This is a genomic window from Streptomyces antibioticus, from assembly GCF_002019855.1.
In the GTDB taxonomy this organism is placed as follows: Bacteria; Actinomycetota; Actinomycetes; order Streptomycetales; family Streptomycetaceae; genus Streptomyces; species Streptomyces antibioticus_B.
Map to the genome: position 1 here is coordinate 399,265 of NZ_CM007717.1, position 26,943 is coordinate 426,207.

Annotated in this window: 24 protein-coding genes and 3 pseudogenes; 8 read left to right on the top strand and 19 right to left on the bottom strand. The window is 70.9% G+C overall.

Annotation, left to right across the window (positions count from 1 at the left end):
* Positions 1-46: 46 nt before the first annotated feature.
* From AFM16_RS01790 to AFM16_RS40730, 4 genes and pseudogenes are all read left to right on the top strand, one after another.
* Complete coding sequence (locus AFM16_RS01790) at positions 47-1,072, top strand: alcohol dehydrogenase catalytic domain-containing protein (protein ID WP_078631882.1); 1,026 nt, start codon at positions 47-49, stop codon at positions 1,070-1,072.
* Between the two features lie 101 nt (positions 1,073-1,173).
* On the top strand, positions 1,174-1,866 hold the full coding sequence (locus AFM16_RS01795; protein ID WP_078631884.1) for a CBS domain-containing protein: 693 nt from the start codon (positions 1,174-1,176) through the stop codon (positions 1,864-1,866).
* Positions 1,867-2,160: 294 nt separating this feature from the next.
* Entirely contained in the window at positions 2,161-2,535 is a 375-nt protein-coding gene (locus tag AFM16_RS01800; RefSeq protein ID WP_078631886.1) for a VOC family protein, read from the top strand.
* A gap of 46 nt (positions 2,536-2,581) precedes the next feature.
* A pseudogene (locus AFM16_RS40730) lies at positions 2,582-3,135 on the top strand (IS701 family transposase); the annotation flags it as partial.
* 22 nt (positions 3,136-3,157) lie between these two features.
* Here AFM16_RS40730 and AFM16_RS40590 read toward each other — a convergent pair.
* Positions 3,158-4,015, bottom strand: a complete 858-nt coding sequence (locus AFM16_RS40590) for a DUF4265 domain-containing protein (RefSeq protein WP_370627993.1) — start codon at positions 4,013-4,015, stop codon at positions 3,158-3,160.
* A gap of 53 nt (positions 4,016-4,068) precedes the next feature.
* Here AFM16_RS40590 and AFM16_RS01820 point away from each other — a divergent pair, with 53 nt between their 5' ends.
* On the top strand, positions 4,069-4,485 hold the full coding sequence (locus tag AFM16_RS01820; RefSeq protein WP_078631890.1) for a TOBE domain-containing protein: 417 nt from the start codon (positions 4,069-4,071) through the stop codon (positions 4,483-4,485).
* Here AFM16_RS01820 and AFM16_RS01825 read toward each other — a convergent pair.
* Positions 4,424-6,010 carry a PucR family transcriptional regulator gene (locus tag AFM16_RS01825; RefSeq protein ID WP_078631892.1) on the bottom strand — a complete coding sequence of 529 codons (1,587 nt, stop codon included), beginning with the start codon at positions 6,008-6,010 and terminating at the stop codon, positions 4,424-4,426. The genes AFM16_RS01820 and AFM16_RS01825 overlap by 62 nt on opposite strands.
* A gap of 215 nt (positions 6,011-6,225) precedes the next feature.
* Here AFM16_RS01825 and AFM16_RS01830 point away from each other — a divergent pair.
* Together AFM16_RS01830 and AFM16_RS01835 are read left to right on the top strand one after the other, a co-directional pair.
* A pseudogene (locus tag AFM16_RS01830) lies at positions 6,226-6,877 on the top strand (FAD binding domain-containing protein).
* Positions 6,874-9,621: a molybdopterin-dependent oxidoreductase gene (locus AFM16_RS01835; protein ID WP_078631894.1), complete on the top strand. Its 2,748-nt coding sequence runs from the start codon at positions 6,874-6,876 to the stop codon at positions 9,619-9,621. The pseudogene AFM16_RS01830 and the gene AFM16_RS01835 overlap by 4 nt, the downstream one beginning before the upstream one ends.
* Here the strand turns inward: AFM16_RS01835 and AFM16_RS39795 are convergent.
* The 11 genes and pseudogenes from AFM16_RS39795 to AFM16_RS01885 all read right to left on the bottom strand — a co-directional run.
* Positions 9,594-9,755: pseudogene (locus AFM16_RS39795) on the bottom strand (M24 family metallopeptidase); the annotation flags it as partial. The gene AFM16_RS01835 and the pseudogene AFM16_RS39795 overlap by 28 nt on opposite strands.
* A gap of 173 nt (positions 9,756-9,928) precedes the next feature.
* Entirely contained in the window at positions 9,929-11,137 is a 1,209-nt protein-coding gene (locus AFM16_RS01845) for a molybdopterin molybdotransferase MoeA (protein ID WP_078631898.1), read from the bottom strand.
* A 106-nt stretch (positions 11,138-11,243) separates the two neighbouring features.
* Positions 11,244-11,378 (bottom strand): hypothetical protein, encoded by a 135-nt coding sequence (locus tag AFM16_RS39800; protein WP_256861262.1) that lies wholly within the window; start codon positions 11,376-11,378, stop codon positions 11,244-11,246.
* 62 nt (positions 11,379-11,440) lie between these two features.
* On the bottom strand, positions 11,441-11,665 hold the full coding sequence (locus tag AFM16_RS39805; RefSeq protein ID WP_245177603.1) for a hypothetical protein: 225 nt from the start codon (positions 11,663-11,665) through the stop codon (positions 11,441-11,443).
* Positions 11,666-11,812: 147 nt separating this feature from the next.
* Positions 11,813-13,090, bottom strand: coding sequence for a methyltransferase domain-containing protein (locus AFM16_RS01855; RefSeq protein ID WP_078631900.1), 1,278 nt, complete (start codon positions 13,088-13,090; stop codon positions 11,813-11,815).
* A gap of 516 nt (positions 13,091-13,606) precedes the next feature.
* The gene (locus tag AFM16_RS01860) at positions 13,607-14,434 is read right to left on the bottom strand and encodes a sugar ABC transporter substrate-binding protein (protein WP_306293463.1); all 828 of its coding nucleotides are present in this window, start codon (positions 14,432-14,434) and stop codon (positions 13,607-13,609) included.
* Positions 14,435-14,926: 492 nt separating this feature from the next.
* Positions 14,927-16,000 carry an Ldh family oxidoreductase gene (locus tag AFM16_RS01865; RefSeq protein ID WP_078631904.1) on the bottom strand — a complete coding sequence of 358 codons (1,074 nt, stop codon included), beginning with the start codon at positions 15,998-16,000 and terminating at the stop codon, positions 14,927-14,929.
* A 19-nt stretch (positions 16,001-16,019) separates the two neighbouring features.
* The gene (locus AFM16_RS01870; RefSeq protein ID WP_078631906.1) at positions 16,020-17,741 is read right to left on the bottom strand and encodes a thiamine pyrophosphate-dependent enzyme; all 1,722 of its coding nucleotides are present in this window, start codon (positions 17,739-17,741) and stop codon (positions 16,020-16,022) included.
* A 13-nt stretch (positions 17,742-17,754) separates the two neighbouring features.
* A complete protein-coding gene (locus AFM16_RS01875; protein WP_078631908.1) occupies positions 17,755-18,615 on the bottom strand; it encodes an amidohydrolase family protein in 861 nt (286 codons plus the stop codon).
* A 164-nt stretch (positions 18,616-18,779) separates the two neighbouring features.
* A complete protein-coding gene (lhgD, locus tag AFM16_RS01880; RefSeq protein WP_078631912.1) occupies positions 18,780-19,979 on the bottom strand; it encodes an L-2-hydroxyglutarate dehydrogenase in 1,200 nt (399 codons plus the stop codon).
* A 16-nt stretch (positions 19,980-19,995) separates the two neighbouring features.
* A complete protein-coding gene (locus AFM16_RS01885; protein WP_078631915.1) occupies positions 19,996-21,438 on the bottom strand; it encodes an aldehyde dehydrogenase family protein in 1,443 nt (480 codons plus the stop codon).
* A 234-nt stretch (positions 21,439-21,672) separates the two neighbouring features.
* Between AFM16_RS01885 and AFM16_RS01890 the strand changes: the two genes are divergently transcribed.
* The gene (locus AFM16_RS01890) at positions 21,673-21,960 is read left to right on the top strand and encodes a putative quinol monooxygenase (RefSeq protein ID WP_078631918.1); all 288 of its coding nucleotides are present in this window, start codon (positions 21,673-21,675) and stop codon (positions 21,958-21,960) included.
* A 46-nt stretch (positions 21,961-22,006) separates the two neighbouring features.
* On the opposite strand, the gene AFM16_RS01895 is transcribed toward AFM16_RS01890, so the two are convergent.
* Genes AFM16_RS01895 through AFM16_RS01920 form a run of 6 tightly spaced genes read right to left on the bottom strand, consistent with a single transcriptional unit; the run spans position 22,007 to position 26,919 of the window.
* Positions 22,007-23,038: a uroporphyrinogen decarboxylase/cobalamine-independent methonine synthase family protein gene (locus AFM16_RS01895; RefSeq protein ID WP_030780824.1), complete on the bottom strand. Its 1,032-nt coding sequence runs from the start codon at positions 23,036-23,038 to the stop codon at positions 22,007-22,009.
* A gap of 3 nt (positions 23,039-23,041) precedes the next feature.
* The gene (locus tag AFM16_RS01900; protein WP_030780826.1) at positions 23,042-23,521 is read right to left on the bottom strand and encodes a GlcG/HbpS family heme-binding protein; all 480 of its coding nucleotides are present in this window, start codon (positions 23,519-23,521) and stop codon (positions 23,042-23,044) included.
* 9 nt (positions 23,522-23,530) lie between these two features.
* On the bottom strand, positions 23,531-24,304 hold the full coding sequence (locus AFM16_RS01905) for an alpha/beta fold hydrolase (RefSeq protein ID WP_078631920.1): 774 nt from the start codon (positions 24,302-24,304) through the stop codon (positions 23,531-23,533).
* Positions 24,305-24,329: 25 nt separating this feature from the next.
* A complete protein-coding gene (locus AFM16_RS01910) occupies positions 24,330-24,701 on the bottom strand; it encodes a VOC family protein (RefSeq protein WP_030780832.1) in 372 nt (123 codons plus the stop codon).
* Positions 24,701-25,474, bottom strand: coding sequence for a fumarylacetoacetate hydrolase family protein (locus tag AFM16_RS01915; protein ID WP_030780835.1), 774 nt, complete (start codon positions 25,472-25,474; stop codon positions 24,701-24,703). Before AFM16_RS01915 ends, AFM16_RS01910 begins: the two co-directional genes overlap by 1 nt.
* On the bottom strand, positions 25,471-26,919 hold the full coding sequence (locus AFM16_RS01920; RefSeq protein ID WP_078631922.1) for an NAD-dependent succinate-semialdehyde dehydrogenase: 1,449 nt from the start codon (positions 26,917-26,919) through the stop codon (positions 25,471-25,473). The genes AFM16_RS01915 and AFM16_RS01920 overlap by 4 nt, the downstream gene beginning before the upstream one ends.
* Positions 26,920-26,943 lie beyond the last annotated feature (24 nt).

Below are 26,943 nucleotides of genomic sequence, written 5' to 3' on the forward strand. Positions count from 1 at the left end.
GGGCCCGGAGTGACGGTTGAGTGGGGGCAGCGAGGGAGTTGGTACCGTGCGAGCGCTCGTCTATCACGGCCCCGGGCAGCGGTCCTGGGACACCGTCGCGGACCCCGCGATCGAGGAGCCGGGCGACGCGGTCGTGCGGGTCGACGCCACCACCGTCTGCGGCAGCGATCTGCGCATCCTGCGGGGCGACCTCCCCGAGGTGAAGCCGGGCACCGTCCTCGGTCACGAGGCCGTCGGCGAGGTCGTGGAGGTGGGCCCCGACGTCGAGCGGCTCCGCCCCGGCCATCAGGTGATCGTGTCGGCGGTCTCGGCGTGCGGCCGCTGCCGGGCGTGCCGCAACACCCTGTTCGGACAGTGCAACCGCGGCGGCGGCTGGATCCTGGGCAACCGGATCAACGGCACCCAGGCCGAGCTGGTGCGGGTGCCGTTCGCCGAGCACTCCACCCACCGACGGCCCGCGAGCGTGCCGCTCGCCGAGGCGGTCCTGCTCTCCGACGTCCTGCCGACCGCATACGAGGTCGGCGTGCGCAACGGCCATGTCAGCCCCGGTGACACGGTCGTCGTGGTCGGCGCCGGGCCGATCGGGCTCGCCTCGGTGCTGGTGGCACGGCTCTACTCGCCGCGCCGGATCATGGTGGTCGACCTGTCCACCGCGCGGCTGGAGGCGGCCGCCCGGGTGGGCGGCGACACCGCGGTCCTGCCCGGGAAGCTGATCGCCGACCTGGCCGAGGGGCCGGGGGCCGACGTCGTCATCGAGGCGTCCGGCGAGCCGGACGGGTTCGTCCTGAGCACCCGTGCCGTGCGCTCCGGAGGGCACATCGCCACCATCGGCGTGCACGGGAGACCGGCCACGCTGCACCTCGAGTCCCTGTGGCACAAGAACGTCACCATCAGCACCGGCCAGGTCGACACGTCGTCCGTCCCCTGGCTCCTCGGGATGGTGCGGTACGGAGACCTGGAGGTCTCCGGGCTGGTCACCGACACCCTGCCCCTGGACCGGACCGAGGACGCCTACGAGGCGTTCGCCCGGGGCACCGTCACGGGCGCCCTCAAGATCGTCCTGCTGCGCTGAGGGGTCCCAGGGACCAATCGGGGCCGACCGGCCCAAGCCGCGCGGCCGTGCCCGGCGGAGAGTGGAAGGAGCACCGCACGCGACACGAGGAGGCGGGAACCATGTGGCACCGGAAGGTCAGCGACCTGATGTCCACATCGGTCGTCCGGGTCCGCCGGGACACCGGCTTCAAGGAGATCGCCAAGCTGCTGGCCGAGAACGGCATCACCGCCGTACCGGTCGTGGACGACGAGGAGCACGTCGTGGGGGTGGTCTCCGAGGCGGATCTGCTGCGCAAGGAGGCCGCCGGGGTGGATCCGGCGGGCCTGCTGCCGGTCCTGCGCCCCCGGCCCGCCGACCGTGCCAAGGCCGAGGCCACGATCGCGCAGGGCCTGATGAACAGCCCGGCCGTGACCGCGCGCCCGGAGTGGACCGCGGTGGAGGCCGCCCAGGTCATGGAGCGCCACCACGTCAAGCGGCTGCCGGTGGTCGACGAGGCGGGCCGGCTGGTCGGCCTGGTCAGCAGGGCCGATCTGCTGCGGGTCTTCCTGCGGGGCGACAGCGCGATCCGCGAGGAGATCTCGGGCGAGGTGCTCCTGCGCACGCTCGGCGTCGAGCCCGGCGAGGTCACCGTGCACGTCGTCGACGGCCGGGTCACCCTGCGCGGCACGGTCGAGCGCAAGTCGCTCGTCCCGGTCGCCGTCCGCCTGTGCCAGGGCGTGGACGGAGTGGTCGACGTCTCCGCCGAACTGGACCACCGGGTGGACGACACCGCCACCGCACCCGATCCCGAGGCGGCGCACCACGCCGGATGAGTGACGAGGAACGGCCGACGAGGCGTGGGGTACGCCCTCACACCTCGCCGCCAGACTGTGCAGCACGGCCACATGTGCCTTGACCTGCGCGTTCCTACGGTGTGCGGACAACGCCCCGTCCGCACCGCACACGAGGAAGTGGCGCACATGGCCTCCGACACCACCGCTCCCCCACCCCCCGCCCACCTCAAGCGCATCGTCGCCGCCACTTCGGCTAGCTGCAGCAGCCGAACCACCTTGCGCCTTCTGCTCCAGCTGTAGATCGGGGTCAGGCGTCGTGAGACGCTGCACCTCGTGATCGCCAAGCTGCAGTGTGTGGTGTTGGACTGTGCCGATGTCGTTGAGCTGTCGCGGTTCTATCAGTCCCTTCTCGGCGGTGTGGTGAACCAGCCGGATCCGCGGTGGTCGCTCGGCGACGGCTGGGCGACGCTGCACACCGCCGGGCTCGTGCTGGCCTTCCAGCGGGTGGAAGACCATCAGCCACCACGGTGGCCGGATCCAATTCGACCCCAGCAGTTCCATCTCGATCTGGGCGTCAAGGATCTCGACCAGGCTCAGGAGGACGTCGTCAGTCTGGGCGCCTCGCTGCTCGATGGGGGGGACGGGAAGCGGAGTTGGCGAATCTTCTCGGATCCGGCAGGTCATCCGTTCTGTCTCGTCCGGGACTGACCAACGATAGAACGGGGGTCGCGGGCCACAGCACAGATCCCACCCGATGGCGAGACGCGTCCGAAGTGGCCACGAGCCGCATCGCGAACCGGCCGGCCGCTACGAACCCCACCTGTGGGACGGGCGGTTGGTGCTTGGCCTGCTGTCGAACCTGCCGCGCCAAAACTTGTTGGACGATCGCGGAGCGGGCCGGAGAAGCCGACCCGCATGGCATGCAGCACCTGTTGTGCGCGGCCTCCTGTGACGCCCACGCCGTCCGCGACGACGTGCCCGAATATGTCGTCGAGTAGCTCCACGACGATGCCGCGATGCTGGTCGTCGACGAGACCGGCGATGTGAAGAAGGGCACCCACACGGTCGGGTTCCAGCGCCAGTACACCGGAACGGCCGGACGGATCAAGAATTTCCAGGTGGCCTCTACCTCATCCACGCCGGCGCCCGGGACACGCGGCAGTGGACCGCGAGCTGCACATCCCGCGCTCCTCGACATGCGACCCCAAGCGCTGCCGGGCTGCGGGGCTCGTCGACGACACCGTATGCGCGACCAAGCCGGAACTGGCCCGCACGATGATCGAACGCTTCCTGGAGGCTGGACACCACGTGGGCCGGGGCACTGCTGTCCTCATACTCGTGCAGTGGCTTCCCAGGCAGCGGTGACGCACCCTTCTTCCCAGTGCCACCACTCCTTCGTCTCGCCGTGCTCCAACAACTCGCGGATTTTCGGCAGGTTCGCCTGTGGCGGAACGTCCAGGGCCACCATCCGGAACTGCTCGATGCCTTCGCCTGTCGTGCCGAGGCGGTAGAAGACGTCCAGCACGCTCTGCCGGGCGGCGGCTGAGCCGTCGTCCTTCAACACGATGAGCCGGATGGTGCAGTTCTGAGAGGCCCGGACCGTTTCCCCGGCCCAGAGAACACCATCGCCATCCTGTTGCACCCTGATGATGTCTCCACTGGCGACTCCGCGGACGAACCAGGGCGTGTTGACCAACCGCGCCGTGCCGTCGCCGAGGTCTACAGCCCACAGGCTCTCGACACTCGCTGGCGGCCAGCCGTCCTCGTCTATCTCCATACGGAAATGGACCTTCACGTGGTCGTCACTGATGTTCGTCACTGAACCATCATCCACTTCGCATCCACCAGACCGGGCTGCGGAGTGCGAAAGGCAGGCGCCTTCGGATCCGCTGGCAGCCCGCCACGATCGACGGACGGCCGCCAGATGATCGACTTCTAAAACACCGCCTAAAGGGTGTTGCAGAAGGTTCTTCTCGGACAGGTCGAAGTGGTGATTGACCTGGTTGGTGCGGTAGTAGACGGCCACGAGCAGCACCCGGTCCGCCAGCGGCAGGCACCACGGACGGCTACCACCGGGGCCGTTCCCGCCCCGTTCCCGCACCACCCTCACCAGCTTCACGAACCGGCCCATCGGCAAGCCCGTAAGGGTCTCCACCCACACCGGCTCAGCCCGCAACACCCCACCCATACAGGCGAAATGCCCCGGACCGAACCTTCCGCAACACCCTTTAGGGTTCCGGTGTGCCGACGTACAGCATTGGGCAGGCCGCGCGCCTGTTGCGGGTGAGTCCGGAGACCGTGCGCCGGTGGGCGGACGCCGGGCGGCTGCCGATGGGGCGGGACGGCTCCGGTAACCGGATGATCGACGGGGTGGGGCTGGCCCGGTTCGCCGAGGAGCGTGCGGCGGACGACCTGCGGGGCGTTCCCGACGAGGCGCCGCCCACCTCCGTGCGCAACGCGTTCACGGGCATCGTCACCGCTCTGACCGTGGACGACGTCGTGGCCCGGGTGGAGATCCAGTCCGGGCCGCACCTGCTCGTGTCGCTGGTGACGCGTGAGGCGGTCGAGGAGCTGGACCTCGCGGTCGGAGTCACGGTCACCGCGCGCGTGAAGTCGACGAACGTGCACGTCGACCGCTCGCAGCGGGCGGGATCGTAACCGACGGCGGCAGGGTGTCCCGGCACAGCAGGGCGGTCCACAGGTCGAGGCGGTCGGCGAGGCTGGACAGGTCGCGGCCGGTGAGGTGCTCGATGCGCTGGACGCGGTAGTGGACGGTGTTGACGTGCAGGTGCAGCGCCTCGGCTGTGCGCGCCCAGGATCCGTCGCAGGCGAGGAAGGACTTCAGGGTCGCCAGCAAGGGAGCCGCGGAGGCGTTCTTGGTGTCCAGCAGAGGGCCGAGGACGGAGCGGCTGTAGGCGGCGCGGACCTCCACCGGGATGCCGGCCAGCAGCGTGCCGAGACCGGTGAGGGCCGAAGCCGGGGTGAGGAGTGAGGCGTCCGGGGCGGTGCCGCGGGCGGAGGCCAGGGCGTAACGGGCCTGAGCCAACGCCCCGGCCAGCTCGCCCGGACCGGCGACCGGCTCACTGAGGCCGCCGTGCAGCGGCACGGTCGGCTCGCCCGCGGCGACGAGCGGCCAGACTTCTCCTTGCTCCACGGGAACGGGAACGGCATCGGCATCGGGCTCGGGGACGATCGCGAACGCGGTGCCCTCCGGCAGACGCCCCACCGCGGCGGGTCCCGGCCCCAGGTGGGCCACCACTTCGGCAAGCGCTCCCTCCGCCAGTCCCGGCCCCCGTACTCCCGTGTCGGCGACGATCACGCGGTACGGGCCCTCCGGGGGAAGCCCGCAGGCACGCAGGCCGACCGCGACGGCGGCATGATCCTCGCCGGCGTGGGCGAGCAGCGTTCCGAGGTCGTCGGCGGTCTGCTGGGCCGCGGCCCGGTGCCGGGCCTGTGAGTCCTGGCAGCGGCCCAGGAACGCGGCCACCTCCTGGAGCATCCGGGGTGGTACGGCGTCGCCATCGCGGAGGTGGAGGTGCCAGCGCTGGTACGGGGAGAGCGCGTCGGCCTCGACCGGCACCGCACCCGCCTCGATCAGGGCCATGGCCTCACCGGCGGGGATCGCCGGGGCGCCCTGAGTGGCCGCGACGGTCCGTCCCGAAGCGGTGAAGACGTACGCGACCGCCCGGTCGAGATGGGCGACGGCTGCCGTCAGGATCGCGTCGGGGCCCGCGCCCCGCGCGAGGAGCCGGGTCAGGGTGCCTCGTACGACCTCGGGCAGGGCGTGGTGGCGGCTCAGTTCGCCCCAGTGCCGCAGGTACACGGTGTCGGTGATCGCGCGGAACATGACATGCGCGGGCACTCCCGCCACCGGCACGCCGTGGCGCGCGCACGCCTCGACCAGGCTGTCGGGCACCGCGCCGTGCGTCTCCTCGCCGGCCAGCAGTACGGCGGCATCCGCTTCCCGGAGTGCGGCGACGAATCGTTCGGCCTTCTCACGGCCGCCCTCCGGCGTCCACCACACCAGTCCGCTGAGCACGGCCTCGCCGGGGCGGACGAAGCGGGTGGGGTCCTCCAGGTCGGTGACGGTCACCCCGTTGATCTCCCGCCGCGGCAGGTCGTCCCCGGCCCACAGCAGGCGCAGGCCGAGGGACTCGTCCTGAAGGAGGTGTTCGACGTGCATGCGTGTTCCGGCTCCCCTGTGCGGCAGCCGGGCGCGGGGGCGCGCGCCCGGCATCTCACATTCACCAGGTGGATACGAGTCATCGCATCGTAAGTGCCAGATCAGACGGGCGGTACGCCTCTTGGTCGATCCTCCAGTGTTCCGGCCGGATAAGTCGGCGTTTCCGTATGGTGAACCAGTCGTCCGGGCCTGCTCGGGTTGCTTCACTGGCGGTCATGGACCTGAACACGGTGAGGGAAGTGCGGGACGCCCGGCATCCCGCGCCGTGGCAGTCGGGTGACGCCTGGCTGGGCGGCGCTCCTGTTCGAGCAGTGCTGCCGGGCCTTCCTGGCCTCCTTCAAGATCTGGAACATGGCCACCGTCGGGGGCAATCTGTGCAACGCCCTCCCGGCCGGCCCGATGATCTCGCTCACCGCCGCGCTCGACGGGGAGTGTCTGCTGCTCGCCCAGGACGGCGCACGCCGCCAGGTGCCCGTCGCCGCCTTCGTCACCGGCGCCGGCCGCAAAGACCTCGCCGAGGGCGAACTGCTGCGTTCCGTCACGCTGCCCGCGCGGGCCCTGGGCTGCCGTACGGCGTTCCGGCAGGCGTCGCTGTACGGCTTGGGCCGCTCCGGGGTGCTGGTCATCGGCGCGCTGGACCCGGTCGCCGGGGCGCTCACGATCACCGTCACGGCGTCGACCGTCCGCCCGGTCCGGCTCCGGTTCCCGCTCCCGCCGACCGCGTCGGCGGTGGAAGCGGCCGTCGCATCCGCCGTAGCCGATGACGAGTGGTTCGACGACATCCACGGACTGCCCCAGTGGCGACGGCACATGACGTTCCGGTTCGCGGAGGAGATCCGCCGGGAACTCGAAGGGGTGACACGGTGAGGGTCGAGGTCAACGGACGCTCCCACGAGGAGGCTCCACGCCCCGGCCAGTGTCTGCGCACGTATCTTCGTGAGCGCGGCTGGTTCGGGGTGAAGAAGGGCTGCGACGCCGGAGACTGCGGAGCCTGTACGGTCCACGTGGACGACGAGCCCGTGCACAGCTGCCTCTACCCCGCCTTCCGTGCCGACGGCCGAACCGTCACCACGGTCGAGGGGCTGGCCGGGGAGGACGGCGAACTCCACCCCGTACAGCGGAAGTTCCTCGACGCGCAGGGCTTCCAGTGCGGCTTCTGCACCGCGGGGTACCTGATGACCACCGCGGCCCTCGACGAGGGCCAACTCGCGGACCTGCCCAGGGCGTTCAAGGGCAACCTGTGCCGCTGCACCGGCTACCGGGCCATCGAGGACGCGGTGCGGGGACGGTGTCATGTGGAGGCGCCGGAGGCCGGCGAGTCCGTCGGCCGCAACCTGCCCGCCCCGGCCGGGCCCCAGGTCGTCACCGGCACCGCCCGCTACACCTTCGACATCGACGTGCCGGGACTGCTTCACATGAAGCTGCTGCGCTCCCCGCACGCCCACGCCCGCATCGTCGCCGTCGACACCTCGGCCGCCCTGCGCGTGCCCGGCGTGCACGCCGTGTTCACGCACCACGACGCGCCCGGCCGGCACTTCTCCACCGCCCGCCACGAGCACCCCGAGGAGGACCCGGACGACACCCGCGTCCTCGACGACACCGTCCGCCACATCGGTCAGCGCGTCGCCGCCGTCGTGGCGGACAGCGAGGCCGCCGCCGAGGAGGGGTGCCGGCGGATCGAGGTGACGTACCAGGTGCTGCCCGCCGTCCTGGACCCGGAGGAGGCGATGCGGCCGGGCGCGCCCGTGGTCCACGACAAGGACGCGGCGACGGCCCGGATCGCACGGCCGCACGACAACGTCGTGGGCGAGGCGCACGGCGAGATCGGCGACGTCGAGGCGGGCTTCGCCGAGGCCGACGCCGTGTACGAGGACACCTACCGCACCCAGCGCGTGCAGCACGCCAGTCTGGAGACGCACGGCGCGGTGGCCTGGTTCGACGAGGACGACCGGCTCGTCGTCCGATCCAGTACCCAGACCCCGTTCCTCACCCGCCGCGCCCTGTGCGCCCTGTACGACCTCCCGCACGACAGGGTCCGGGTCGTCGCGGGCCGGGTCGGCGGCGGCTTCGGCGGCAAGCAGGAGATGCTCGTCGAGGACATCGTCGTGCTGGCCGTGCTCAGGCTGCGGCGGCCGGTGAAGCTGGAGTACACGCGCGCCGAGCAGTTCTACGGCGCCACCACCCGGCACCCTTTCACCATCCGGGTGAAGGCGGGCGCCCGCCGCGACGGCACCCTCACCGCGCTCCAGCTACGGGTGGTGTCCAACACGGGCGCGTACGGCAATCACGGCCCGGCGGTGATGTTCCACAGCGTCGGCGAGTCGATGGCGGTCTACCGCTCCCCCCACAAGAAGGTCGACGCCTACGCCGTCTACACGCACACGGTCCCCGCCGGCGCCTTCCGCGGCTACGGCCTCGGACAGGTGATGTTCGCCGTCGAGTCCGCCCTCGACGAACTCGCCCGCAAGCTCGGCCTGGATCCCTTGGACCTCAAGGCGAAGAACGTCATCGGTCCGGGTGAGCCGATGATCACCGCGGGCGGTGAGGAAGAGGACCTCCACATCGCCAGCTACGGCCTCGACCAGTGCGTCGGCATCGTGCGCCGCGCCCAGGAACGGTACTCCGACGAACCCGCCCCGGAGGGCTGGCTGGTCGGCCAGGGCGCCGCCCTCGCGATGATCGCGACGGGTCCGCCCGGCGGCCACATCGCCGACGCGAAGGCGGCCCTTCGCCCTGACGGCACCTTCGATCTGGCCGTCGGCACCGCCGAGTTCGGCAACGGCACCACGACCGTGCACCGGCAGATCGCGGCGGGCGAACTGCACACCACCGTCGACCGGATCACCGTCCGTCAGTCCGACACGGACGTCGTCAAGCACGACACCGGCGCCTTCGCCTCCACCGGCGTCGTGGTGGCGGGCAAGGCCACCCTGCGCGCCTCCCGCGGCCTCGCCGACATGCTCCTCGACTTCACCGCAGCCCACCTGCGCGTGGCGCGCGCCGACTGCCGGCTCACGGAGGAGGCGGTGCTGCACCCCGGCGGCCGTCTGCCCCTGAAGGAGTTGTACGCCGCCGCCCGCGCCGTCGGCGTCGAGTTCAGTGCGGACGGCCACTTCGGCGGCACCCCTCGCTCGGTGGCATTCAACGCCCAGTGGTTCCTGCTGGCCGTCGACCCCGGCACCGGCGAGATCCGCATTCTGCGCAGCGTGCACGCCGCCGACGCCGGCAAGGTCATTAACCCCATGCAGTGCCGGGGCCAGGTCGAGGGCGGTGTCGCCCAGGCCCTCGGCGCGACCCTCTTCGAGAACGTCCGTATCGACGAACGCGGCGAGGTCGAGACGGCCGCCTTCCGGCGCTACCGGCTGCCCCAGTACGCAGACGTCCCGCGCACCGAGGTCCACTTCATGGAAACCGCCGACGCGATCGGGCCGCTGGGCGCCAAGTCGATGAGCGAGAGCCCCTTCAACCCGGTCGCCCCCGCCTTCGCCAACGCCCTGCGCGACGCGACCGGTATCCGCTTCACCGAACTTCCCCTCACCCGCGACCGGGTGTGGCTCGCCCTGCACGAAGCGGGCGTGACGGATCAGCCGAGATCGAGAGGCTCCTCGTAGAAGCCGCCGAACTGCCCTTCCCGGTCGATGAGATGGATCTCCGGGATCCAGTGGCGAGTGCGTCCGGCCTTGTCGGTGCGGCGCGGCGGGGTGTCGGCGGCGGGGGTGATGTACGACTCGGCGTCGGCGCCGTCGGACGGCCTCGTCTCGCAGGACGTCGGTGGCGACCGCGATGCCTCGCTGGTCGAACGGCTGGATCCAGTCGTCCCGCATCGGTCCTTCGTCGCATCCGGTCAGGTCCTCGACCTTGGGTCCGTGGCCGGCGATGAGCAGGCGGCGGGCGCCGGACCACGTGTCGGCGGTCGGTTCAGCCCGTGAGCAGGATGAGAGGTGCCGGGTGGCCGGGCCGCCAGTCGGGGGCGACGGCGGCGAGTGCGTCCGCGAGGGCCGCGCCGTGGAGGAAGGCGGGCCGGTGTCCGCCGACGGGGCGGGCGGCAAGGCCGTCCCAGGTGACCGGGATCAGGCGGGTGCGGCCAGGGGCCGTGCGGATGTCGCCGGTGAGAGGGATGCGGGGCAGCGCGGGCAGGGGGCGTCCGGTGAGGCCAGCGAGTAGCGGGGCGAGCAGGGTGTGGGCGGCGACGAGGGCGGCGAACGGGTTGCCGGGCAGGCCCACCATCCAGTGGCCGTCCGGGAGTTGTGCCAGTAGCTGGGGGGGACCGGGGCGGCAGGCGACCGCGTCGACCACCCAGCGGGCGTCCGCGTCGGCCAGCAGGATGCGTAGCTGGTCGGTGACGCCGACGGAGGTGGAGCCGGTCACCACGGTCACGTCCGCGCCGTCGTGGGAAAAGGTGCGGACGGCGGTGGCCAGGGAGCCGATGGGCCGGTCCGGGATGTGGTGGACGCCGGCCGTCTCGCCGCCCAGCGCTTCGATCAGAGGCGGCAGGAGGGGACCAAGGGCGTCGCGGACCTGGCCGGGTCCGGGGCGGCCGGTGTGGATCAGTTCGTCACCGGTGACCAGGACGCGTACGCGGGGGCGGAGCCGTACAGGCAGGGTGTCGTGGCCACAGGCGGCGGCCAGGCCCAGCAGGGCGGGGCCGATGCGGGTACCGGCCGGGGCCAGCGGCGCGTCGGCCGGGGCGTCCTCGCCGGTGCGGCGGATGTGCTTGCCGTCCGCCGGGGTCGGGCCGTACACGTGTGTGCCGGTTCGATCGGTGTGCTCCAGCGGGATCACGGCGCGCGCCCCGACGGGGACATGGGCGCCGGTCGAGATCTCAGCCGCCTCTCCTGTGTCCAGCGGCCTGCCCGTCCAGGCGCCACCCGCGCGCGCTATGCCGCGCACCCGCCAGGGGCCGGGACCGGCTCCGACTGCGTAGCCGTCCATCGCGGCGGTGTCGAAGCCCGGCATCGGCTGCGGAGTGCGCAGGGCGTCGGCCAGGGTCAGCCCAGCGGCCCGCGCGAGCGGGACGTGCCGGGCGGACAGCGGAGCCGGTGCCGCGTGGGCGCGTTCGCGTGCGCTCGCCCACGGCAGGTCGCGACAAGAGGCGGGCGGCGCGGGTGTGGTGGCGAGGACGGTCATGATGACCACCGTGCTGCCGTCGCTTTACCGCGGGCAGCATGCCGGGTTGCCGACGTGACACGGGGTCTTCACGTCCGCCCGTGACGGGGTGTGAGGGTCAGGGGCTTCAGGGGCTGACGATCAGGCGGGCCGCACCGTAGAACTCCGGCTGCGTACGCAGGTGCCCGTACCGCTCGTCCCACGCGCCGGAGGCGAGGACGGCGGCCGGCCGCTCCAGGCGGATTGTGCCTGCCCGGCGCACGGCGGGGTCGAGGAAGGACTCGGGACGGGCGTAGTACGCCTCGCCTCGGTGAAGCCGTCGACTCAGTCGATGGGGATGGGCACCGGCTGGATCTCGGTGCCGGGACCCAGCGTGTCGCTGACCGTGGTGATCGCCGGGTAGCGACCGGCTTCCGCTCGGCGGAGTTCGGGGGCGTAGTGAGCGGGGCGCTGGGCGCGCATCGCCGAGAACGGCTCGACGGGCAGGACATGCCGGTCGAACGGTTCGTAAATGCCCGCTCCCGCACCGGCGTTGACGGGTCCGGACATCGCCCAATACCTGGTGGACCCGGGCGGCGATACGGAGGTCGGTGCGGCGGGTACAGCTGCAGGCGGTGCCGACCAAACCGTAATCCGTGTCGCCCATGACCTGAGACACCTGGATGTGCGTCCTCTCGACATCGTGGAACGGCATGCTCACTCGGCGACGCGGATCGCGCGGGCCAGGAAGTGACGGGCTGCGTCCTCGTAGCGGGCGAGGTCCCAGCCGGCTGCCCGCAGTGCGGGGCGCAGGTGCTCCTCGGCCAACGGGTCGCCCGGGTCGAGGGGACGGCCGTGACGGGCGGCGCGTTCGGCGCGGCCCGAGGGATGGAAGAGGAGCAGGACACCGCCGATGGCCGTCACCCTCGCCCACTCGCGCAGAGCCGCTCCCGGGTCGGGGACGTGGTTGATCAGGCCGGCACTGAAGATGCCGTCCACGGTGCCGGTCGGCAGCGGCAGACGGCAGGCATCGGCCAGCAGCAACCCGGCGACTCTGTCCCGGCCTTCACGCGTCGCTGCCGTGAGCATGGCGGGTGTGAGGTCGACACCGGCGACCACACCGGCCTCGCCGACCTGCGCGCGCAGCGCGGGAAGCGCCCGGCCGGTGCCGCAGCCCAGGTCGAGGACTCGGTCACCGTCACGCAGGCCCATGAGGTCGACCGCCGCCGCGTACCGGGGGCCGTCGTCGGCGAAGCGGGTCTCCCAGGTGGCCGCCCGCCGGGTGAAGAACGCGCGCATCGCCGTCTGCCCGGCGCGGGCCGCGACGAAGGCGGCGAACCGCTGGGACACGCCGTCGCGGTGGCGGGCGAGAGCGGCGAGCTCGACGGACGCGGACTCCACCAGGCCGGGCGCGCCGGCCGCCTCCTCCGGGAAGGCCGCGGCGAACGACTCGACCGCCGCCTTGTCCACCTCCAGGTGGAACTGGATGCCCCACGCCGAGCCGCCGGTCCGGAACGCCTGCACCGGGTAGCGGTCGCAGGAGGCGAGCAGGGTCGCGCCCGTCGGCAGGTCCATCGTGTCGCTGTGCCAGTGCAGCACCCGCACGTGCTCGGGCACGGCGGCGAACAGCGGGTCGTCGAGCGCGGCCGCGGTCATCCGTACCTCGCCCCAGCCGACCTGTGTTCCGGAGCCGGGCCGCGCGGTTCCGCCGGCCGCGACGGCCAGTAGCTGCGCGCCCAGGCACACCCCCAGCACCGGCACCTCGGCCTCCAGCGCGGCTCGCAGCAGCGCCAGTTCGGCCGTACGGCTCGGGAAGTCCTCGTAGGCGGCCATCGGCCCGCCCATCACCACCAGGGCCACCAGATCGTCCGCCGTCTCCGGCACCCGCTCCCCGGCCCACGTGCGGCAGACCCGCACCGGCAGCCCGGCCGCATCCAGTGCGGCACCGATGGTGTACGGCCCCTCCTGCGGGGCGTGCTCCACGATCTGGATCACGGGCCACCACCTCCCGCACGACCGTACCCGGACAGCAGCCGCGGACAAACGCGAATACGAGAGCAGAGAGTCGACTTGCGCCGCATTTACAAATGCCTTTGCCCTACCAGTCTCGCATCTGCGGACACCTCAACGGGCTGCGGTAGCTGCGAGCGTGGATGCGCAAGCTTCTCCGATGCGCCTGCCATCGGCCACGAGGCAGGACTGCCCCTCCGCAACCAGCTACCCAGCACAGTCATGGACGTCGCCACTGGCGCGGCGATGACGTCGGTCAGGCAACCAGCAGGTCGGCGAACTCACCGCCGACGACGGCTCTTCCGTGGCAGCCAGTGTGGTGAGACGTGCCGGTGACGCAGCCGGCCCGCCGATGCTCGTATCCCTCCCGGCCAGCGCCACGTGCACGGCTGGCAGGTCTCCCATCGTTCCAGGGCCGCCGACGAGGACGGCGACCCCAGCGGGACGATCACGAAACCAGGATCAAGCAGGGACTGGCCATCACCCACCAGATCCCTGAGATCAACCTTGTATGCAGTACAGCGGAGCCCGGTCGGCGTTGTCTTTGGTGGTGAGGAGGATCGGCGTATTGTCGACCTTGTCGACCTCTTCGCCCCGCATCATCGCGATGGCGTTCTCAACCGCCAGCTTTCCTGTGTCCGCAGCAGAGTTGGAAACAGTTGCGGCAAAGCGCCCGTCCTTGAGCGCAGCAAGTCCCTCGTCAGTGCCGTTGACGGTGACAATCTTGACGTCCGTCGCCCCGGCCGCGTCGAAGGACTTTCGCGCGGCGAAGGCCATTTGCTCATTGGCTATGAAGACGTAGTCGAGATCGGGGTGTTCCTGAATCATGGACGCAGCAACCTGCCGCGCCTTCTCGGCATCGAACATACCGGGCTGGTTGGCCACCACCTGGGCGTTGGAGGGCAGCGCCCCGATGAAACTGCCCACGAGCACGTCAGAGGCCGCGCCAGGCGCCCCCGCGATGACGCCTACCTCAGCGCTACGGCCGTCCGCATCCTTCCAGATCCACTCGGCGTCGAGCTTCCCGACCGCCTTCAGGTCGACCACAACAGCCCCCAGGATGTCGGAGGGGTCGGCAGTGACCGAAGTCAAGAAGATCGGGATGTCAGCCTTCTTGGCCTTGGCGATGTCCTGTTTGAGCGCCTGGGTGCTGACCGTCTGCACAATGATCACGTCGACCTGTCGTTCGATCATGTCCTGGATGTTGGACAGCTCCCGCTCCGCGTCCTGACGCGAGTCGGCCGTATAGATCTCGGCGAAATTGTTCCGCGCGGTTTTCACGACCGCCCTTTGCAGACAGGTGTGGAACTGGGTGGAGCCTCCGTTCACGAATCCGATCTTCAGTGGCCCGTCGCTGACGGGCTCCGCACTCGGCCGGAAGACACAGCCACCCAGCCCGAGAGCTGCAACGAGGAATAATGCGGTAAGGGATCTTCGACGACAAACGGCTCCGGGCATGGCTGAGCCACCTTTCATGACGTGCGGGATGCGCGGCCTACGCGGCAACGGGTCAGAAGCTATCCCCGGACCAAATGCCGCGGACCCTTACGGGCGCGCACACTAAAGATGCGTCAGATGTGCCCCTCGGAGGGTTCGCAGAGGACGAAACGGGTCTCGCCGGGGGTCGACCGGCCCTGCCGTGGTCGTCGGCGGCCGGCTCTTCCCGGTTTGCATTCGCTCGCCCGGAAAACGCGCAACGCGTTGTGCCCTCGGCCGTGCGGCGGCTGAGGGCACAACGCGTTCAAGAAGAACGAACTCAGACTGGGCAGCGGAGACGAAAAGCATCCCCCTGAAGCCAGTTGAACTGTCTCGCCTTGCGCGTCACACCGTGGCAGGTGGAGTGATCCCGAAGTTTTCGGCTGACTCCGTGAGGGCGCGCCACACCTTCGGCGCGACCGGAATGCCGCCTGCACCACGCTCCGTCGCGACCGCGGTGCTGCGTTCGCCGGGGTAGTACACGGCATCGGCATCGTCCGCGACCGGCAGACCCTTCAGGGTGTCCAGTGTGGTGTCGACGGCGGTCGTGAAGATGTCGGCGTCGCTGCCGAAGGCGACCGGGTCCAGAGCGATGAGCAGGGCGTTCTGACGGTGCTTGCGGCCTCCGGGGTCGTCGGAGTGAAAGGCGGAGAAGATGGGCGCCCCGACCAGCACGCTGGTGAGCAGCTCGAAGGCCAGGGACATGCCGGAACCCTTGGCGCCGCCGAGCGGCAGGGGCATGACCGCCTTCTCGGGATCCGTCGTCGGAGTGCCGTCCTCGGTGGCCGCGGCGCCCTCGGGCAGTGGCGTGCCGCTCGCCTTGGCCTGGCGGATCCGGCCGAGGGCGACGGTCGCGGTGGCCATGTCGAGGAGGAGCGGCGCGTGGGCCGCGGCCGGTACGGCGATGGCGAGGGGGCTGGTGGCGACGGCAGCACCCTTGACGCCGGTGTAGCCCATGTTGGGCATGCCGGCGACGAAGCCGAGGCCGACCAGGCCCTGTTCGGCGATCTTCGCGACGTAGTAGCCGATGGCGCCGGTGTGGACGGTGTGGCGAACGCCCACGGAGGCGATGCCCGTTGCCCGCGCCCGTCGCACCGCTTCCTCGGCGGCGGCGGTGAGGGCCACCGGGCCGGGTGCCCGGTCGGCGTCCAGGACGGCGGCCGCCGGGGTGGTGGACTCGATCCGGATGTCGGGAGCGGCGTTGGCCACGCCCTTGGCGAGCAGCTCCAGATAGGCGGGGACGCGGGCGATACCGTGCGAGTCCACGCCGCGCAGCGCGGCCCAGACGAATACATCGGCGGTGGTGGCGGCGTGCTCGGTGCTCAGGCCGCCCTTCTCCAGCAGTGCGGCGGCGAAGGCGCGCAGGTCCCCGGCGGGGACGCGGACCTTGCCCGGCGCGGGGCTCGGGGTGTCGGTCATGGTGCGGAGGTCTCCTGGGTCAGCGGGTGACGAGGACGTCGACGACAGCGGTCGTCCCCTCGGCCACGGCCTTGAGCGCGCGCTCCAGGGCGGGGGCGAGGGCGTCGCGGGTGTCGACGGTCTCGGTGTGCATCCCGAACGGTTCGGCGAAGCCGGCCAGCCGGGGCAGGCGGTGCAGGTCGGTGCCCAGCCATTCGCCGGTCTCCGCGGCAGCGCCCTCGGGGTAGAAGCGGCGGTGGTTGAGGTTCATCGACTTGTAGACGCGATTGTTGAAGATCACGATCAGCACCGGCAGGTCGTAGCTCTTCGCGGCGTCGTACGACTGGATCACCGGGTTGTAGGTGAACGCCCCGTCGCCGACGGTGAGGACCACCGGACGGTCCTTCGCGGCGAGCTTGACGCCGAGCGCGACCGCGATGCCCTGGCCGAGGCCGCCCTGCACGTAGAAGTAGGAGTCGGGATCGGCGGTCTGCAGATGCCGCTTGACGACCCGGCTGTGGGTGATGGTCTCGTCGACGACGATGCCGTCCCGGCCGGTGAGCAGTCTGCGCAGAGTGGCGGCGACCAGTACCGGGTCGACGCCGTCGATCTGTTCGGCCTTCTCCTCGGCGGCGGCGATCGCCTTCTGCTCGGCGGCGTGGCGTTCCTCCTGGGTCTCGCGCCGGATCCGCACCGCCTGCTCGTCCAGGTCCTTCGCCCGCTTGGCGAGCTGGCGGAGGGAGTTGGCCACGTTGCCTTCCAGGTACACGTCCGCGAACAGGACCTGGTAGACGATGTGCGGGCGCTGCGGGACCTGGTCGATGACGACGATCTTCGCCTTCGACGGCCTGCGGCTCGGCGGGTAGAAGGGGGCCCGGCAGTTGACGAGCAGGATGAGGTCGGCTGTGTCCATCCAGGGGCCGATGTCACTGCCGGCGTGCAGCGGGTGGGTGCGCGGGAAGTTGCCGCACACCGCCGAGTCGGGCTCGACGACCGGGATGTTCCATGCCTCGGCGAAGGCGATCAGGGCCTCGAAGCCGCCCGCCTCACGGCCCGTGGTCTCGGTGACGATCACGGGGTTCTTCGCCTCGCGGATCATCTGTGCGACCGGGTCCACCTCCTCGGGCGAGGAGTGCGTGGAGCCCGGCGGTACGACGGGCTTCGCCTCGCGGCCGTCCCAGTCCTCCAGAAGGATCTCCAGCGGGATGTTGAGGTACGCCGGTCCGGCCGGGGCCCGCCAGGACAGTTCCGCCGCCCGCGTGACCATCGTGGGCAGGGTGCTGATGTGGGCGGCCTCGTTGGCCCACTTGGTGAACGGCTGGGCCACGTGGTGCGGGCCGCCCACGATGGACAGGTTGCGGTACCACTGGCCGCCCGGGTCCTGGCCGGGGCCGTCGCCGTACGTGGTGGACTCCGAGGAGGCGACCACCATCGGCACGCCTGCGAGGAGAGCACCGTGCACCGCCATCGAGCCCTGGAGCAGTCCGGGGGCGGCGTGCAGCAGCACGCCCTGGGGGCGGCGCTTCAGCAGGCCGTAGCCGGTGGCCATGCCGACCGCCACGGTCTCATGGGTCAGGTCCAGGTACTCCGGCGCCGGGTCACCGTCACGGTGACGCCGGGCCAGGGACTCCCACACCGGGGCCCATTCGGACCCCGAGGAGCAGAAGAGGTATTCGGCGCCCGCGGCCGTGAAGGCGGATACCAGGGCATCCCCGCCGTCACCGCCGCCCGCGTCCGGCTTGTCGTGGGTGTCGTCCGTCATCTCCGGGGTGTCCTCAGCCCTCGATCGGCCAGTTCAGGACCTCGGCGATACCGCGGCCCATGATCCACTCCAGCTCCTCGGGCGTGAAGTCCCAGTGCTTGGTGAACTGTTCGATGGTGTCGGTGTAGGTGATGCCGTGGCCCAGCAGACGGGTGATGTCGGTGCCGTAGAAGCAGCGCTGCGGTCCCATCCGGTCGACCATCTCCCGGACGTACTTCTGGATGTTGTCGTTCGGGAACGGCTGCGTCGAGTAGCCGGGGAGCGCCGAGACCTTGACGTAGATGTTGGGGTGCGGGGCGAGGTCGGCGGTCTCGGAGACCCAGTAGCCGATGGCGTCGTCGACGCAGCGCGCCATGATGCCCATGTGATCGATGATGATCTTCAGCTCGGGGTGGCGGGCGGCGATCTCGCCGAGTTCCTTCTTCCAGATCGGGGCGTGCACCATCGTCGGGATGCGCAGTTCCTCGGCGACGGGCCAGTACCAGTCGTTGGTGCCGTCGATCATCCAGTTGCGGTCGATCGGCCGGTGGAAGGTGAGGCGGGTACCCTTGATGTGCGGGTTCTGCGCGAAGTCCTTGAGCATCGCCTTGCCCTCTGCGGGCTTGTTCTGCGGGATGCGGGCCATGATGCCGAAGCGGTCGGGGTGCGCCTCACAGGCTTCGAGGGCGTAGTCGATCCGGTCGCCCTCCCAGGACGGCGGCAGGATCAGCGCCCGGTTCACACCGGCCTCGTCCATCAGTTCGAGGGCCTCCTCGTAGGAGAAGGGGTCCTCGCGGTGGCCGTTGAGGCGGATGCGTTCCCGGGCGCCGGGCACCCAGGGGCGGTCCGGGGTCTCTTCCAGCCAGATGTGGATCTGCGTGTCGATGACGAACATAGGGTGAGCTCTTTCTCTCGAAGGGGGTGGTGCGGTGGTACGGAAGGAACGCTAGGCGCGGAGCGAGGTCTTGCAGGAGCGTCGGGCGCGCAAGCACTAGTTGCGCGGAAGTGCGCAGTACGCAGGGGGTTTCACGGTTCGCGGGCGGCTTCCCGGGGCGCTTCTCAGAAGTCGCCGAACACGTCGGTCACGATGTGTTCGGCGATCGCCAGGGAGGCCGTCGCGGCAGGGGACGGCGCGTTGCGCACGGCCGTGATCCTGCCGACGTGGTGGATCCGGAAGTCGTCGACGAGCGTGCCGTCGCGGTCCAGTGCCTGGGCCCGCACGCCGGCTCCGCCGCGGATCACGTCGTCGGCGCCGACGCCGGGGACGTACTGCCCGGCGTCCCGCATGAAGGCCGTGGTGGACAAGGCGCCGCGGTACTCCTTGAGACCGGTGCGCCAGTGCTGTGCCGCCATGCGCCACGCGCCGGGATAGGCGGCGAGGCCCAGTAGGTCCCTCGGGGAGATATTGCCGAGGGTGTAGCCCTCGCGGGCGAGCGCCAGGACGGCGTTGGGGCCGACCTCCACCGAGCCGTCCACCCGGGGGGTGAAGTGGACGCCCAGGAAGGGGTACCGGGGGTCCGGCACCGGGTAGATCAGGCCGCGCACCAGGTGGGTGCGGTCCGGTCTGAGCATCATGTACTCGCCCCGGAACGGGACGATCTTCGGCTCCTTCCTGTCCTGCGCGAGCCCGGCGACCACATCGGAGTGCAGACCCGCGCACAGGATCAGCCGGTCCACTCGAACCGTCTCCTCACGCGAGGCGACCTCGATGCCCCCGGGCACGGTGGCGATGCCGGTGACGGCGAATCCGAGCCGGACCTCGCCGCCCGATTCGGTGATGTCCTTGGCGAACTCGCGGGCGATCGCCCGGTAGTCGGTGATCGCGGTGCGCGGGGAGTGCAGCGCGGCGATGCCACCGGCGTGCGGCTCCAGCTCCCTGATCTCCTGCTTGGAAACCTTGACCAGGTCGGGCACGTGGTTGTTCCTGGCCCGCTCGTAGAGGTTCTCCATCCGGCCCAGCTCGTCCTCGCGGACGGCCACCACCAGCTTGCCGGTCTCCTTGTAGGGCAGGGCGCGGTCCTGGCAGTACTCGCGCAGCAGGGCCACCCCGCGGACGGTCAGGTCCGCCTTGAGGCTTCCGGGCGCGTAGTAGATGCCGGCGTGTACGACACCGGAGTTGTGGCCGGTCTGGTGCAGCGCGACCTGCGGCTCCTTCTCGAACACGACGACGCGGGTGCCGGGGCGGCGCAAGGCGATCTCACGGCCTGTGGCCAGGCCCACGATGCCGGCGCCGACAATGCCGATCGTCTCGTCGGCCATCGGTACCTCCCAGGGGTCAGAAGTGGATGGCGACGGTCTTGACGCGGGTCGAGAAGCGCAGGACTTCCTCGCCCTGCTCCTTGTAGGCCGTGCCGGAGTCGCGGAATCCGCCGAAGGGAAGGTGAACGTCCCATCCGGTGGTGGTGGTGTTGACGGCGATCTGCCCGCACTCGGCCTCGTCGGCGAAGCGGTACGCGCGGCCCAGGTCACGGGTGAAGACGGCGGCGGCGAGCCCGAAGTCGGAGTCGTTGACCGCCTCGACGGCGGCGGCGAAGTCGTCGACGGCGCGCACAGCGAGAACCGGTCCGAAGACCTCCTCGCGCCAGATCGCCGTCTCCGGGGTGACGTCGGCAAGCACGGTCGGCCGGACGTAGCAGCCGTGCGCCCGGTCACCGTCGGTGTCCGCCGTGCCGCCGGTGAGCACAGTGGCCCCCTGTTCGACGGCACGCCGCAGGTCGGCGAGGACGCTGTCCCGCTGCCTCGGGCTCGAGAGCGGGCACAGAGTCGTGGCCGGGTCGCTGCCGGGGCCCACGGTGAGCGACTCGACCTCCGAGACCAGCAGCCGGACGAAGTCGTCGTACACCGGACGTTCGACGATCACCCTGCTGGTCGCCGTGCAGCGCTGGCCCGCCTGGCCGAAGGACGCGGCCACTATGCCCTTCGCCGCGGCGGTCAGGTCCGCGTCCCTGAGGACGACCGAGGCGTTCTTGCCGCCCAGCTCGCCCTGGAAGCGGAGGTTGCGGTCGGCGAGCCGGCGGCGGATGCGGTTGCCGACGGCGTTGGAGCCCGTGAAGGTGATGCCGGTGATCCTCGGGTCGTCGAGAAGGGCCTCCTCCAGCTCGGAGGTACGGCCGGTGATCACGTTCAGCACCCCGGCGGGCAGCCCCGCGTCATGCAGGGCCCGGGCGAAGTGCAGACCCGACACCGGAGTTTCGGTGGCGGGCTTGAACACGGCCGCGTTGCCGACGGCGAGCAGCGGGGCGAGCTTGCGGGCCGGGGTGATCAGCGGGTCGTTCCACGGGCTGATCACCAGGATCACGCCGATCGGCTCGCGCTGGGTGTGCGTACGGTGGTCGGGGCGTACGTCGTGCAGCAGGGTGCCGTAGCCCTGGCGGGCCAGGCCCGCGTAGTAGTCGAGGAAGTCGGCGGCCTTGCCCGCCTCGACGCGGGCCTCGTTCAGCGTCTTGCCGTTCTCGGCCGTGACGTCGGCGGCGATCTCCTCGAGCCGTTCGCGGATCAGCCGGGCGGCCTCGGTGAGGATGCGGGCCCGCTCGAAGGGGCTGGTGCGCTTCCAGACACCGAAGCCGCGCTCGGCGTGGTCGTAGGCCCGGGTGACGTCCTTGGCGGACAGGGCCGGAATCCGGGCCACGGGGGCGCGGACGTCGGCCGGGTCGTGGACGTCGATCCACTCGCCGGTCGTCACCCACTCCCCGCCCAGGAGCGTTTCCAGAGTGCGCATCAGATCACTTCCTTCGTCGACCCCGGTGCGGATGACCGGGGTCCCTGCGGGTTGGCCGTACGGACCGGATGCGACAACACACCACGTCGGGGCGGGTGCACCAGCACCGCGGGGGCAGGCATTGGTTGCGCCGTGCACGGGTCGGCGGGCGCATGATCCGTGCTGGAATCGGCGGGCCGAAGGGCCCGGCCCGTATCGGGCCGGCACACGCCCGACATGAGAGATGGGAAAGACATGGCCTACGCAGTCGTCGCCCGCTACCACTGCGCCCCCGAGAACGAGCCGGCCGTACGTGCCGCGCTGCTGAAGGCGCGTGAGCACACGCGGTCCGAGCCCGCCAACCTCGCGTACGAGGTGCACGCGGAGGTGGACGCTCCGGGAGGTTTCGTGCTCTACGAGCAGTACACCGATCGTGCGGGTTTCGAGGCGCACAAGGCGGCGCAGCACTTCCGTGAGCTGATCGTCGAGACGGTGTGGCCGCTGCTCACGGATCGGTCGGTGACCTTCGCCGACGTGCTGTGATCACGGAGCGGGCCGGGAAGCACCATGCTCCCCGGCCCTCCCCCGTTCAGAACTCGTTGCCCCAGCAGTAGCGGGCGATCGTCTCGACCAGGACGAGCTTGCGGTGCTGGTCCTCGGCGCTCAGCAGCGGCCGGCTCGCGATGTCGGCGAAACCCCGGGACGGGCTGACGGCGGCGTCCTCAACGTCCTTGAATTCGCCCACGGCGTCGATCCGGTCCATCACCGTGCCGATGTCCTCCAGTTCGGGCACGGTCGCGTCCACCACGCCCAGGCAGACGTCCCTGTCCTCGGGCAGCGCCCGCACCAGGTCCAGCTCGGCGTCGGTGCCCTGGTCGAAGGGGAGGATCCAGCGGTCCGCGGGAACCGCCGTGTAGAGCCGCTCGGCCCGTGCCGTGTCCACGGCGGACGGCGCCGCCCAGCCCGGTGCCACGCCGATGCGCACGCCCTCGGGGCGCTGGCCGAGCCGGACCGCCAGGGCGTCCACCGCGAGCGCGTCCTCGAAGGACAGCGCGCCGGGGCCGGGCGAGGGTTCGGTGGCGACCAGGTCGAGCAGCAGGGGGTTGTTGAGCTGGATCAGGCGTACGCCCTTGGCGACGAGCAGGGCGATCTCCGCCTGGATGATCTCTGCCAGAGCCTCGCCGAGTTCCCTGGCCGAGGAGACGCCCAGGCCGGGCTGGTACGTGGTGGCAGCCAGATAGGCCGGCGACGGCAGTGACACCTTGGGAGCGATCACCGTCAGTTCGGCGAGCCGTGCCGCCCAGTCGGCGAGCAGCGGGCCGTTGGCCTTGGGGAGGGACTCGGCGACCCAGCGCACGAGCCCGTCGGGGCCGGTCTCGTCGGTGCGCCGGAACCCGGAGACGTTGTCGAGGACGGCGCCGCGGAAGTCCTCGCGGGGATAGTCGCCGTCCGTGACGACGGTGGAGCGCAGCTTGCGCTGGTACACCACCACGTCCTGGACTGCCTGGAGTTCGGCCGCGTGCAGCGCCTCCGGGTCACCGGCCGCGCGGGCGATGGTGAGTTCCGCGGGACGAACCAGGCTGCCGTGGTGGTCGATGCGGTAGTTGAACGTGTCCGCCATGGGTCAGTCCTTTCCGGAGCCGGCCGGCGCCGGTGTGCCCGCGACTCCCCAGGCCGCGAACTCCAGTTCGTAGCCGAGGGATTGCAGGACCTCGTCGGCGATGACCTGATCCTCGTCGGCGGTGCCGCCGGCGATGCCGAGGCCGCCGATGATCTGGCCGTCCTTCTTGATGGTGACGCTGCCCTCGGTGGCGAGGATCGGCAGCGCGGCGCCGGGCAGTTGGGAGAGCTGGGAGAAGAAGACGGGCTGGCTCTCCTGCCACTTCTTCAGCATCCTGCCGGGGCGCTGCATCACGGCGGCGGTGTACGCCTTGGCGCGGGCGATGTCGGGGGTGAGCGGGCGGGCGCCGTCGGCCCGGTGGACGGCGACGACGAAGCCGCCTGAGTCGACGACGGCGACGCTCACCGCCTTGCCGATCGCCTGGGCGCGTTTGTGCGCGGCGGCGATGATCTCCTCGGCGGCGTCGAGGGTGACGTTGCTCATGCGGCTTCCTTATGACGTGGTCAGGGTGCGGCGCAGCCGTGCGACGGCCGCGTTGTACGGCTCGGGCGTCTCCCAGTACATGGAGTGCGGGGCGCCGGGGACGATCTCCAGATGCGAGCCGGGCAGCAGTTCATGGGCGCGGGTGACGGTCTTCACGCTGAGGACGGCGTCCTTCTCACCGGCGAGGAAGGCGACCTTGACCCCGGACTTCTGGATCTCCTCCAGGGTGGGCCCGTCGGTGTCGAGGTTGCGCAGGTCGGCCATCGTGGCCACGTTGAACGTGCCCATCTGCTGGAACAGGAAGGTGAGGTCGGCGCGCTCGGTCTGGAAGCGCTTGGTCAGCAACCGGTCGATGACGGGCAGCTTGACGGCCTCGGCGCGGTCGGCGGCGGCCAGTTCCTTCAGCTCGGGGTGGCCGATGCCGCCGAGGGAGTGGCCGAGGACGACCGAGGAGACGCGCCCGGGGCGCATGAGTCCGGCGCGCAGGGCGGCGACGGAGCCGATGGACTGGCCGACCAGCATGACGTCGGTGAGTTCCTCGGCGTCCAGGACCGCCGCGACGTCGCCGGGGAAGTCCTGGCCGTCGAACTCGGGCATGGACGAGTCCGAGTTTCCGAAGCCGCGCAGATCCACCGTGACGACGGTGAACTCGTCGCGCAGCGCGGCGACCTGCTGCCACCAGGCGGCGTGGTGGCCGCCGCTGCCGTGCACAAACAGGATGACCGGGCCGCTGCCGTGGCGTTCGTAGTAGAGGGAGGTGCCGTCGGAGTCGGCGAGGGGCATGAAGTGAACTCCTGTATGTGCGGGTCTAGTTGGGGCGCTTGGCGTGATAGACCAGCTCGATCATGGTGTGGTCGGGGTCGTGGATGTAGCAGAACTTGGACTGGTTCTCGGGGCGCTGGATCGGGCGGGTGTGCCGGATGCCCAGCTTCTTGAGGTGCTCCAGGAAGTCGTCCCAGTCGTCGACCTCGACGGCGAAGTGGTAGGGCGCCATGCGCTCCATCTCCTCGACCGGGGTGAAGTGGAGGTCGAAGTTGCCCCGGGTCATCAGCACCACGCGGGTGTTGGACTTGGGCTGGATGCGCTTCATCCCGAAAACCTCGGCGTACCAGGCCGCGGTGCGGTCGGGGTCGGTGGTGGGGAAGTTGACGTGGTGGATGTAGCGGGGTTGTGCGCTCATCAGTGGTGGTTCCCTTCGAGGTGGACGGGGTTGGACAGCACGCCGATACCGCTGATCTCGACCTCCACGGTGTCGCCCGGCTCCAGTTGGCAGACGGACTCGGCGCCCATCCACAGCACGTCGCCCGGCTGGAGGGTGATGTGCCGGGTGATCTCGACGATGAAGTCGAAGGGGTCGAAGACCATGTCACCGGTCGGGAACGCGGCACGGACCTCGCCGTTGACGCGCAGGGTGGTGGTCTGGGCCAGGGCGTCGACGTCGGTCTCGATCCAGGGGCCCATGGGCTTGAAGGTGTCGCTGTTCTTGCTGCGCCAGAACGTGCGGTCCTCGTGCTGCCAGGTGCGGGCGCTGATGTCGTTGCCGATGGTCCACCCGAAGATGCCCTCGCGTGCCTCGTCGCGGGTGGCGTGGCGCAGGGTGCGGCCGATGACGGCGACGAGTTCGGGTTCGGCCTCGAACCGGCCCTCGACCCCGGCGGGCTTGACGATCGGCGAACCGTGCCCGGTGAGCGCGTTGTTGGCGCGGTAGCCCACCTCGGGCCGCTGAGGGAACGGGGCGCCGGCGTGCTTGATGTGCCGGGGGTAGTTCATGCCGACGGCGTAGAACACGGGCGGGACGACGGGCGGCAGCCAGTGGGCCTCCGCGCGGGGCACCGAGCCGATGACGTCGACGGGGTGCTGTTCCAGGGGGGAGCCGGACAGCAGCTCGATCTCCTCCTCCCCCACCGTGCCCCATACGGCCCGCCCGGCGACGGATATCCGCGTGTACCTCATGGCGCCAGCAGGTGGGAGACGCGCTTGGTGACCAGGTAGGCGTCCAGCGCCTCGGGCCCGCCCTCGCGGCCGTAGCCGCTGTCCTTGACGCCGCCGGAGGGCGCCTCGTGGACGGAGCCGCCGCAGTGGTTGAGGGACAGGATCCCGGCCTCGAGTTCCGCCGACAGCTTCTCGGCCGTCGCGGCCGAGCCGGTGAAGCCGTAGGCGGCGAGGCCGTACGGCAGGGCGTTGGCGACGGCGAGCGCCTCGTCGAGGTCGGTGAAGGGCACGATCGGCGCGATCGGCCCGAACGGCTCCTCGCTCATCAGCTCGGCGTGCTCGGGTACGTCGGTGAGGACGGTCGGCGCGAAGAAGTACCCGGGGCGGTCGAGCCGTTCGCCGCCGGTGAGGGTCTTCGCGCCCTGGGCGACGGCGTCGGCGGTGAGCCGTTCCAGGGCCGCGAGCCGACGGGCGTTGGCGAGCGGGCCCATGGTGGTGCCGGGTTCCAGACCGTCGCCCACGACGACCGCCTCGGCGGCCCGGACGAACGTGTCGGTGAACTCCTCGACCAGGCTCTCGTGGACCAGGAACCGGCTCGGCGAGGTGCAGACCTGGCCGGCGTTGGCGAACTTCGCCCGCGCGGCGCTGCGGGCGGCCCGCACGGGGTCGGCGTCCGCGCAGACGATCACCGGGGCGTGGCCGCCGAGTTCCATCAGGGACGGCTTCATGACCTCGCCGGCCCGTGCGGCGAGCAGCTTGCCGACCGGCACGGAGCCGGTGAAGGCGACCAGCCGGGTCACCGGCGAGGCGATCAGATGCTCGGAGACTTCGGCGGGCTCGCCGAAGACGAGGTTGAGGACTCCGGGCGGCAGACCCGCATCGGCGTAGCAGCGGACCAGCTCGGCCGCCGTGGCCGGGGTCTCCTCGGATGCCTTGATGACCAAGGAGCAGCCGGCCGACAGGGCGGACGAGATCTTGCGGTTGGGGCCGCCCACCGGGAAGTTCCACGGGACGAACGCGGCGACGGGGCCGATGGGCTCCCGCCGCACCGTCAGGACGGTGCCGGGCTCCGAGGGGATGATGCGGCCGTACGCGCGGCGGGCGTCGTCGGCGTGCCAGCGCAGGGTCTCGGCGGTGCGGCACGCCTCACCGACCGACTCCGCGAGCGGCTTGCCCTGCTCCCGGGTCATGACACGGCCGATCGCGGGGGCGCGCTCGGCGATCAGGTCGGCGGCGCGGTACAGGATGCGGGTGCGCTCGGTGACGGGGGTGCCGCGCCAGATCCGGAAGCCCTCGACGGCGGCGTCGAGCGCACGGTCCAGGTCGGCGGTGGTGGCCAGGGGGACGTCACCGATCACCTCCTCGGTGGCCGGGTCGACGACGGGGGCGGTACGTCCGGTGCCGCCCTGGCACCACTCGCCCGCGATGTACATGCGGACGGCGGGATGGCCGTGCTCGGTGGTCATGGGTGGGTGCCCTCTCAGGCTGGG

What these genes read in the sequence shown, in the direction of transcription:
- AFM16_RS01865 (WP_078631904.1), bottom strand. Translation starts at nt 16,000, where the DNA reads ATGACCGACACCCCGAGCCCCGCGCCGGGCAAGGTCCGCGTCCCCGCC.
- AFM16_RS01905 (WP_078631920.1), bottom strand. Translation starts at nt 24,304, where the DNA reads ATGCCCCTCGCCGACTCCGACGGCACCTCCCTCTACTACGAACGCCAC.
- AFM16_RS01845 (WP_078631898.1), bottom strand. Translation starts at nt 11,137, where the DNA reads ATGACCGTCCTCGCCACCACACCCGCGCCGCCCGCCTCTTGTCGCGAC.
- AFM16_RS40590 (WP_370627993.1), bottom strand. Translation starts at nt 4,015, where the DNA reads ATGGGTGGGGTGTTGCGGGCTGAGCCGGTGTGGGTGGAGACCCTTACG.
- lhgD (WP_078631912.1), bottom strand. Translation starts at nt 19,979, where the DNA reads ATGGCCGACGAGACGATCGGCATTGTCGGCGCCGGCATCGTGGGCCTG.
- AFM16_RS01875 (WP_078631908.1), bottom strand. Translation starts at nt 18,615, where the DNA reads ATGTTCGTCATCGACACGCAGATCCACATCTGGCTGGAAGAGACCCCG.
- AFM16_RS39805 (WP_245177603.1), bottom strand. Translation starts at nt 11,665, where the DNA reads ATGTCCGGACCCGTCAACGCCGGTGCGGGAGCGGGCATTTACGAACCG.
- AFM16_RS01910 (WP_030780832.1), bottom strand. Translation starts at nt 24,701, where the DNA reads ATGAGCGCACAACCCCGCTACATCCACCACGTCAACTTCCCCACCACC.
- AFM16_RS01825 (WP_078631892.1), bottom strand. Translation starts at nt 6,010, where the DNA reads ATGCACGTCGAACACCTCCTTCAGGACGAGTCCCTCGGCCTGCGCCTG.
- AFM16_RS01900 (WP_030780826.1), bottom strand. Translation starts at nt 23,521, where the DNA reads ATGAGCAACGTCACCCTCGACGCCGCCGAGGAGATCATCGCCGCCGCG.
- AFM16_RS01890 (WP_078631918.1), top strand. Translation starts at nt 21,673, where the DNA reads ATGGCCTACGCAGTCGTCGCCCGCTACCACTGCGCCCCCGAGAACGAG.
- AFM16_RS01915 (WP_030780835.1), bottom strand. Translation starts at nt 25,474, where the DNA reads ATGAGGTACACGCGGATATCCGTCGCCGGGCGGGCCGTATGGGGCACG.
- AFM16_RS01885 (WP_078631915.1), bottom strand. Translation starts at nt 21,438, where the DNA reads ATGCGCACTCTGGAAACGCTCCTGGGCGGGGAGTGGGTGACGACCGGC.
- AFM16_RS01795 (WP_078631884.1), top strand. Translation starts at nt 1,174, where the DNA reads ATGTGGCACCGGAAGGTCAGCGACCTGATGTCCACATCGGTCGTCCGG.
- AFM16_RS01870 (WP_078631906.1), bottom strand. Translation starts at nt 17,741, where the DNA reads ATGACGGACGACACCCACGACAAGCCGGACGCGGGCGGCGGTGACGGC.
- AFM16_RS01920 (WP_078631922.1), bottom strand. Translation starts at nt 26,919, where the DNA reads ATGACCACCGAGCACGGCCATCCCGCCGTCCGCATGTACATCGCGGGC.
- AFM16_RS01895 (WP_030780824.1), bottom strand. Translation starts at nt 23,038, where the DNA reads ATGGCGGACACGTTCAACTACCGCATCGACCACCACGGCAGCCTGGTT.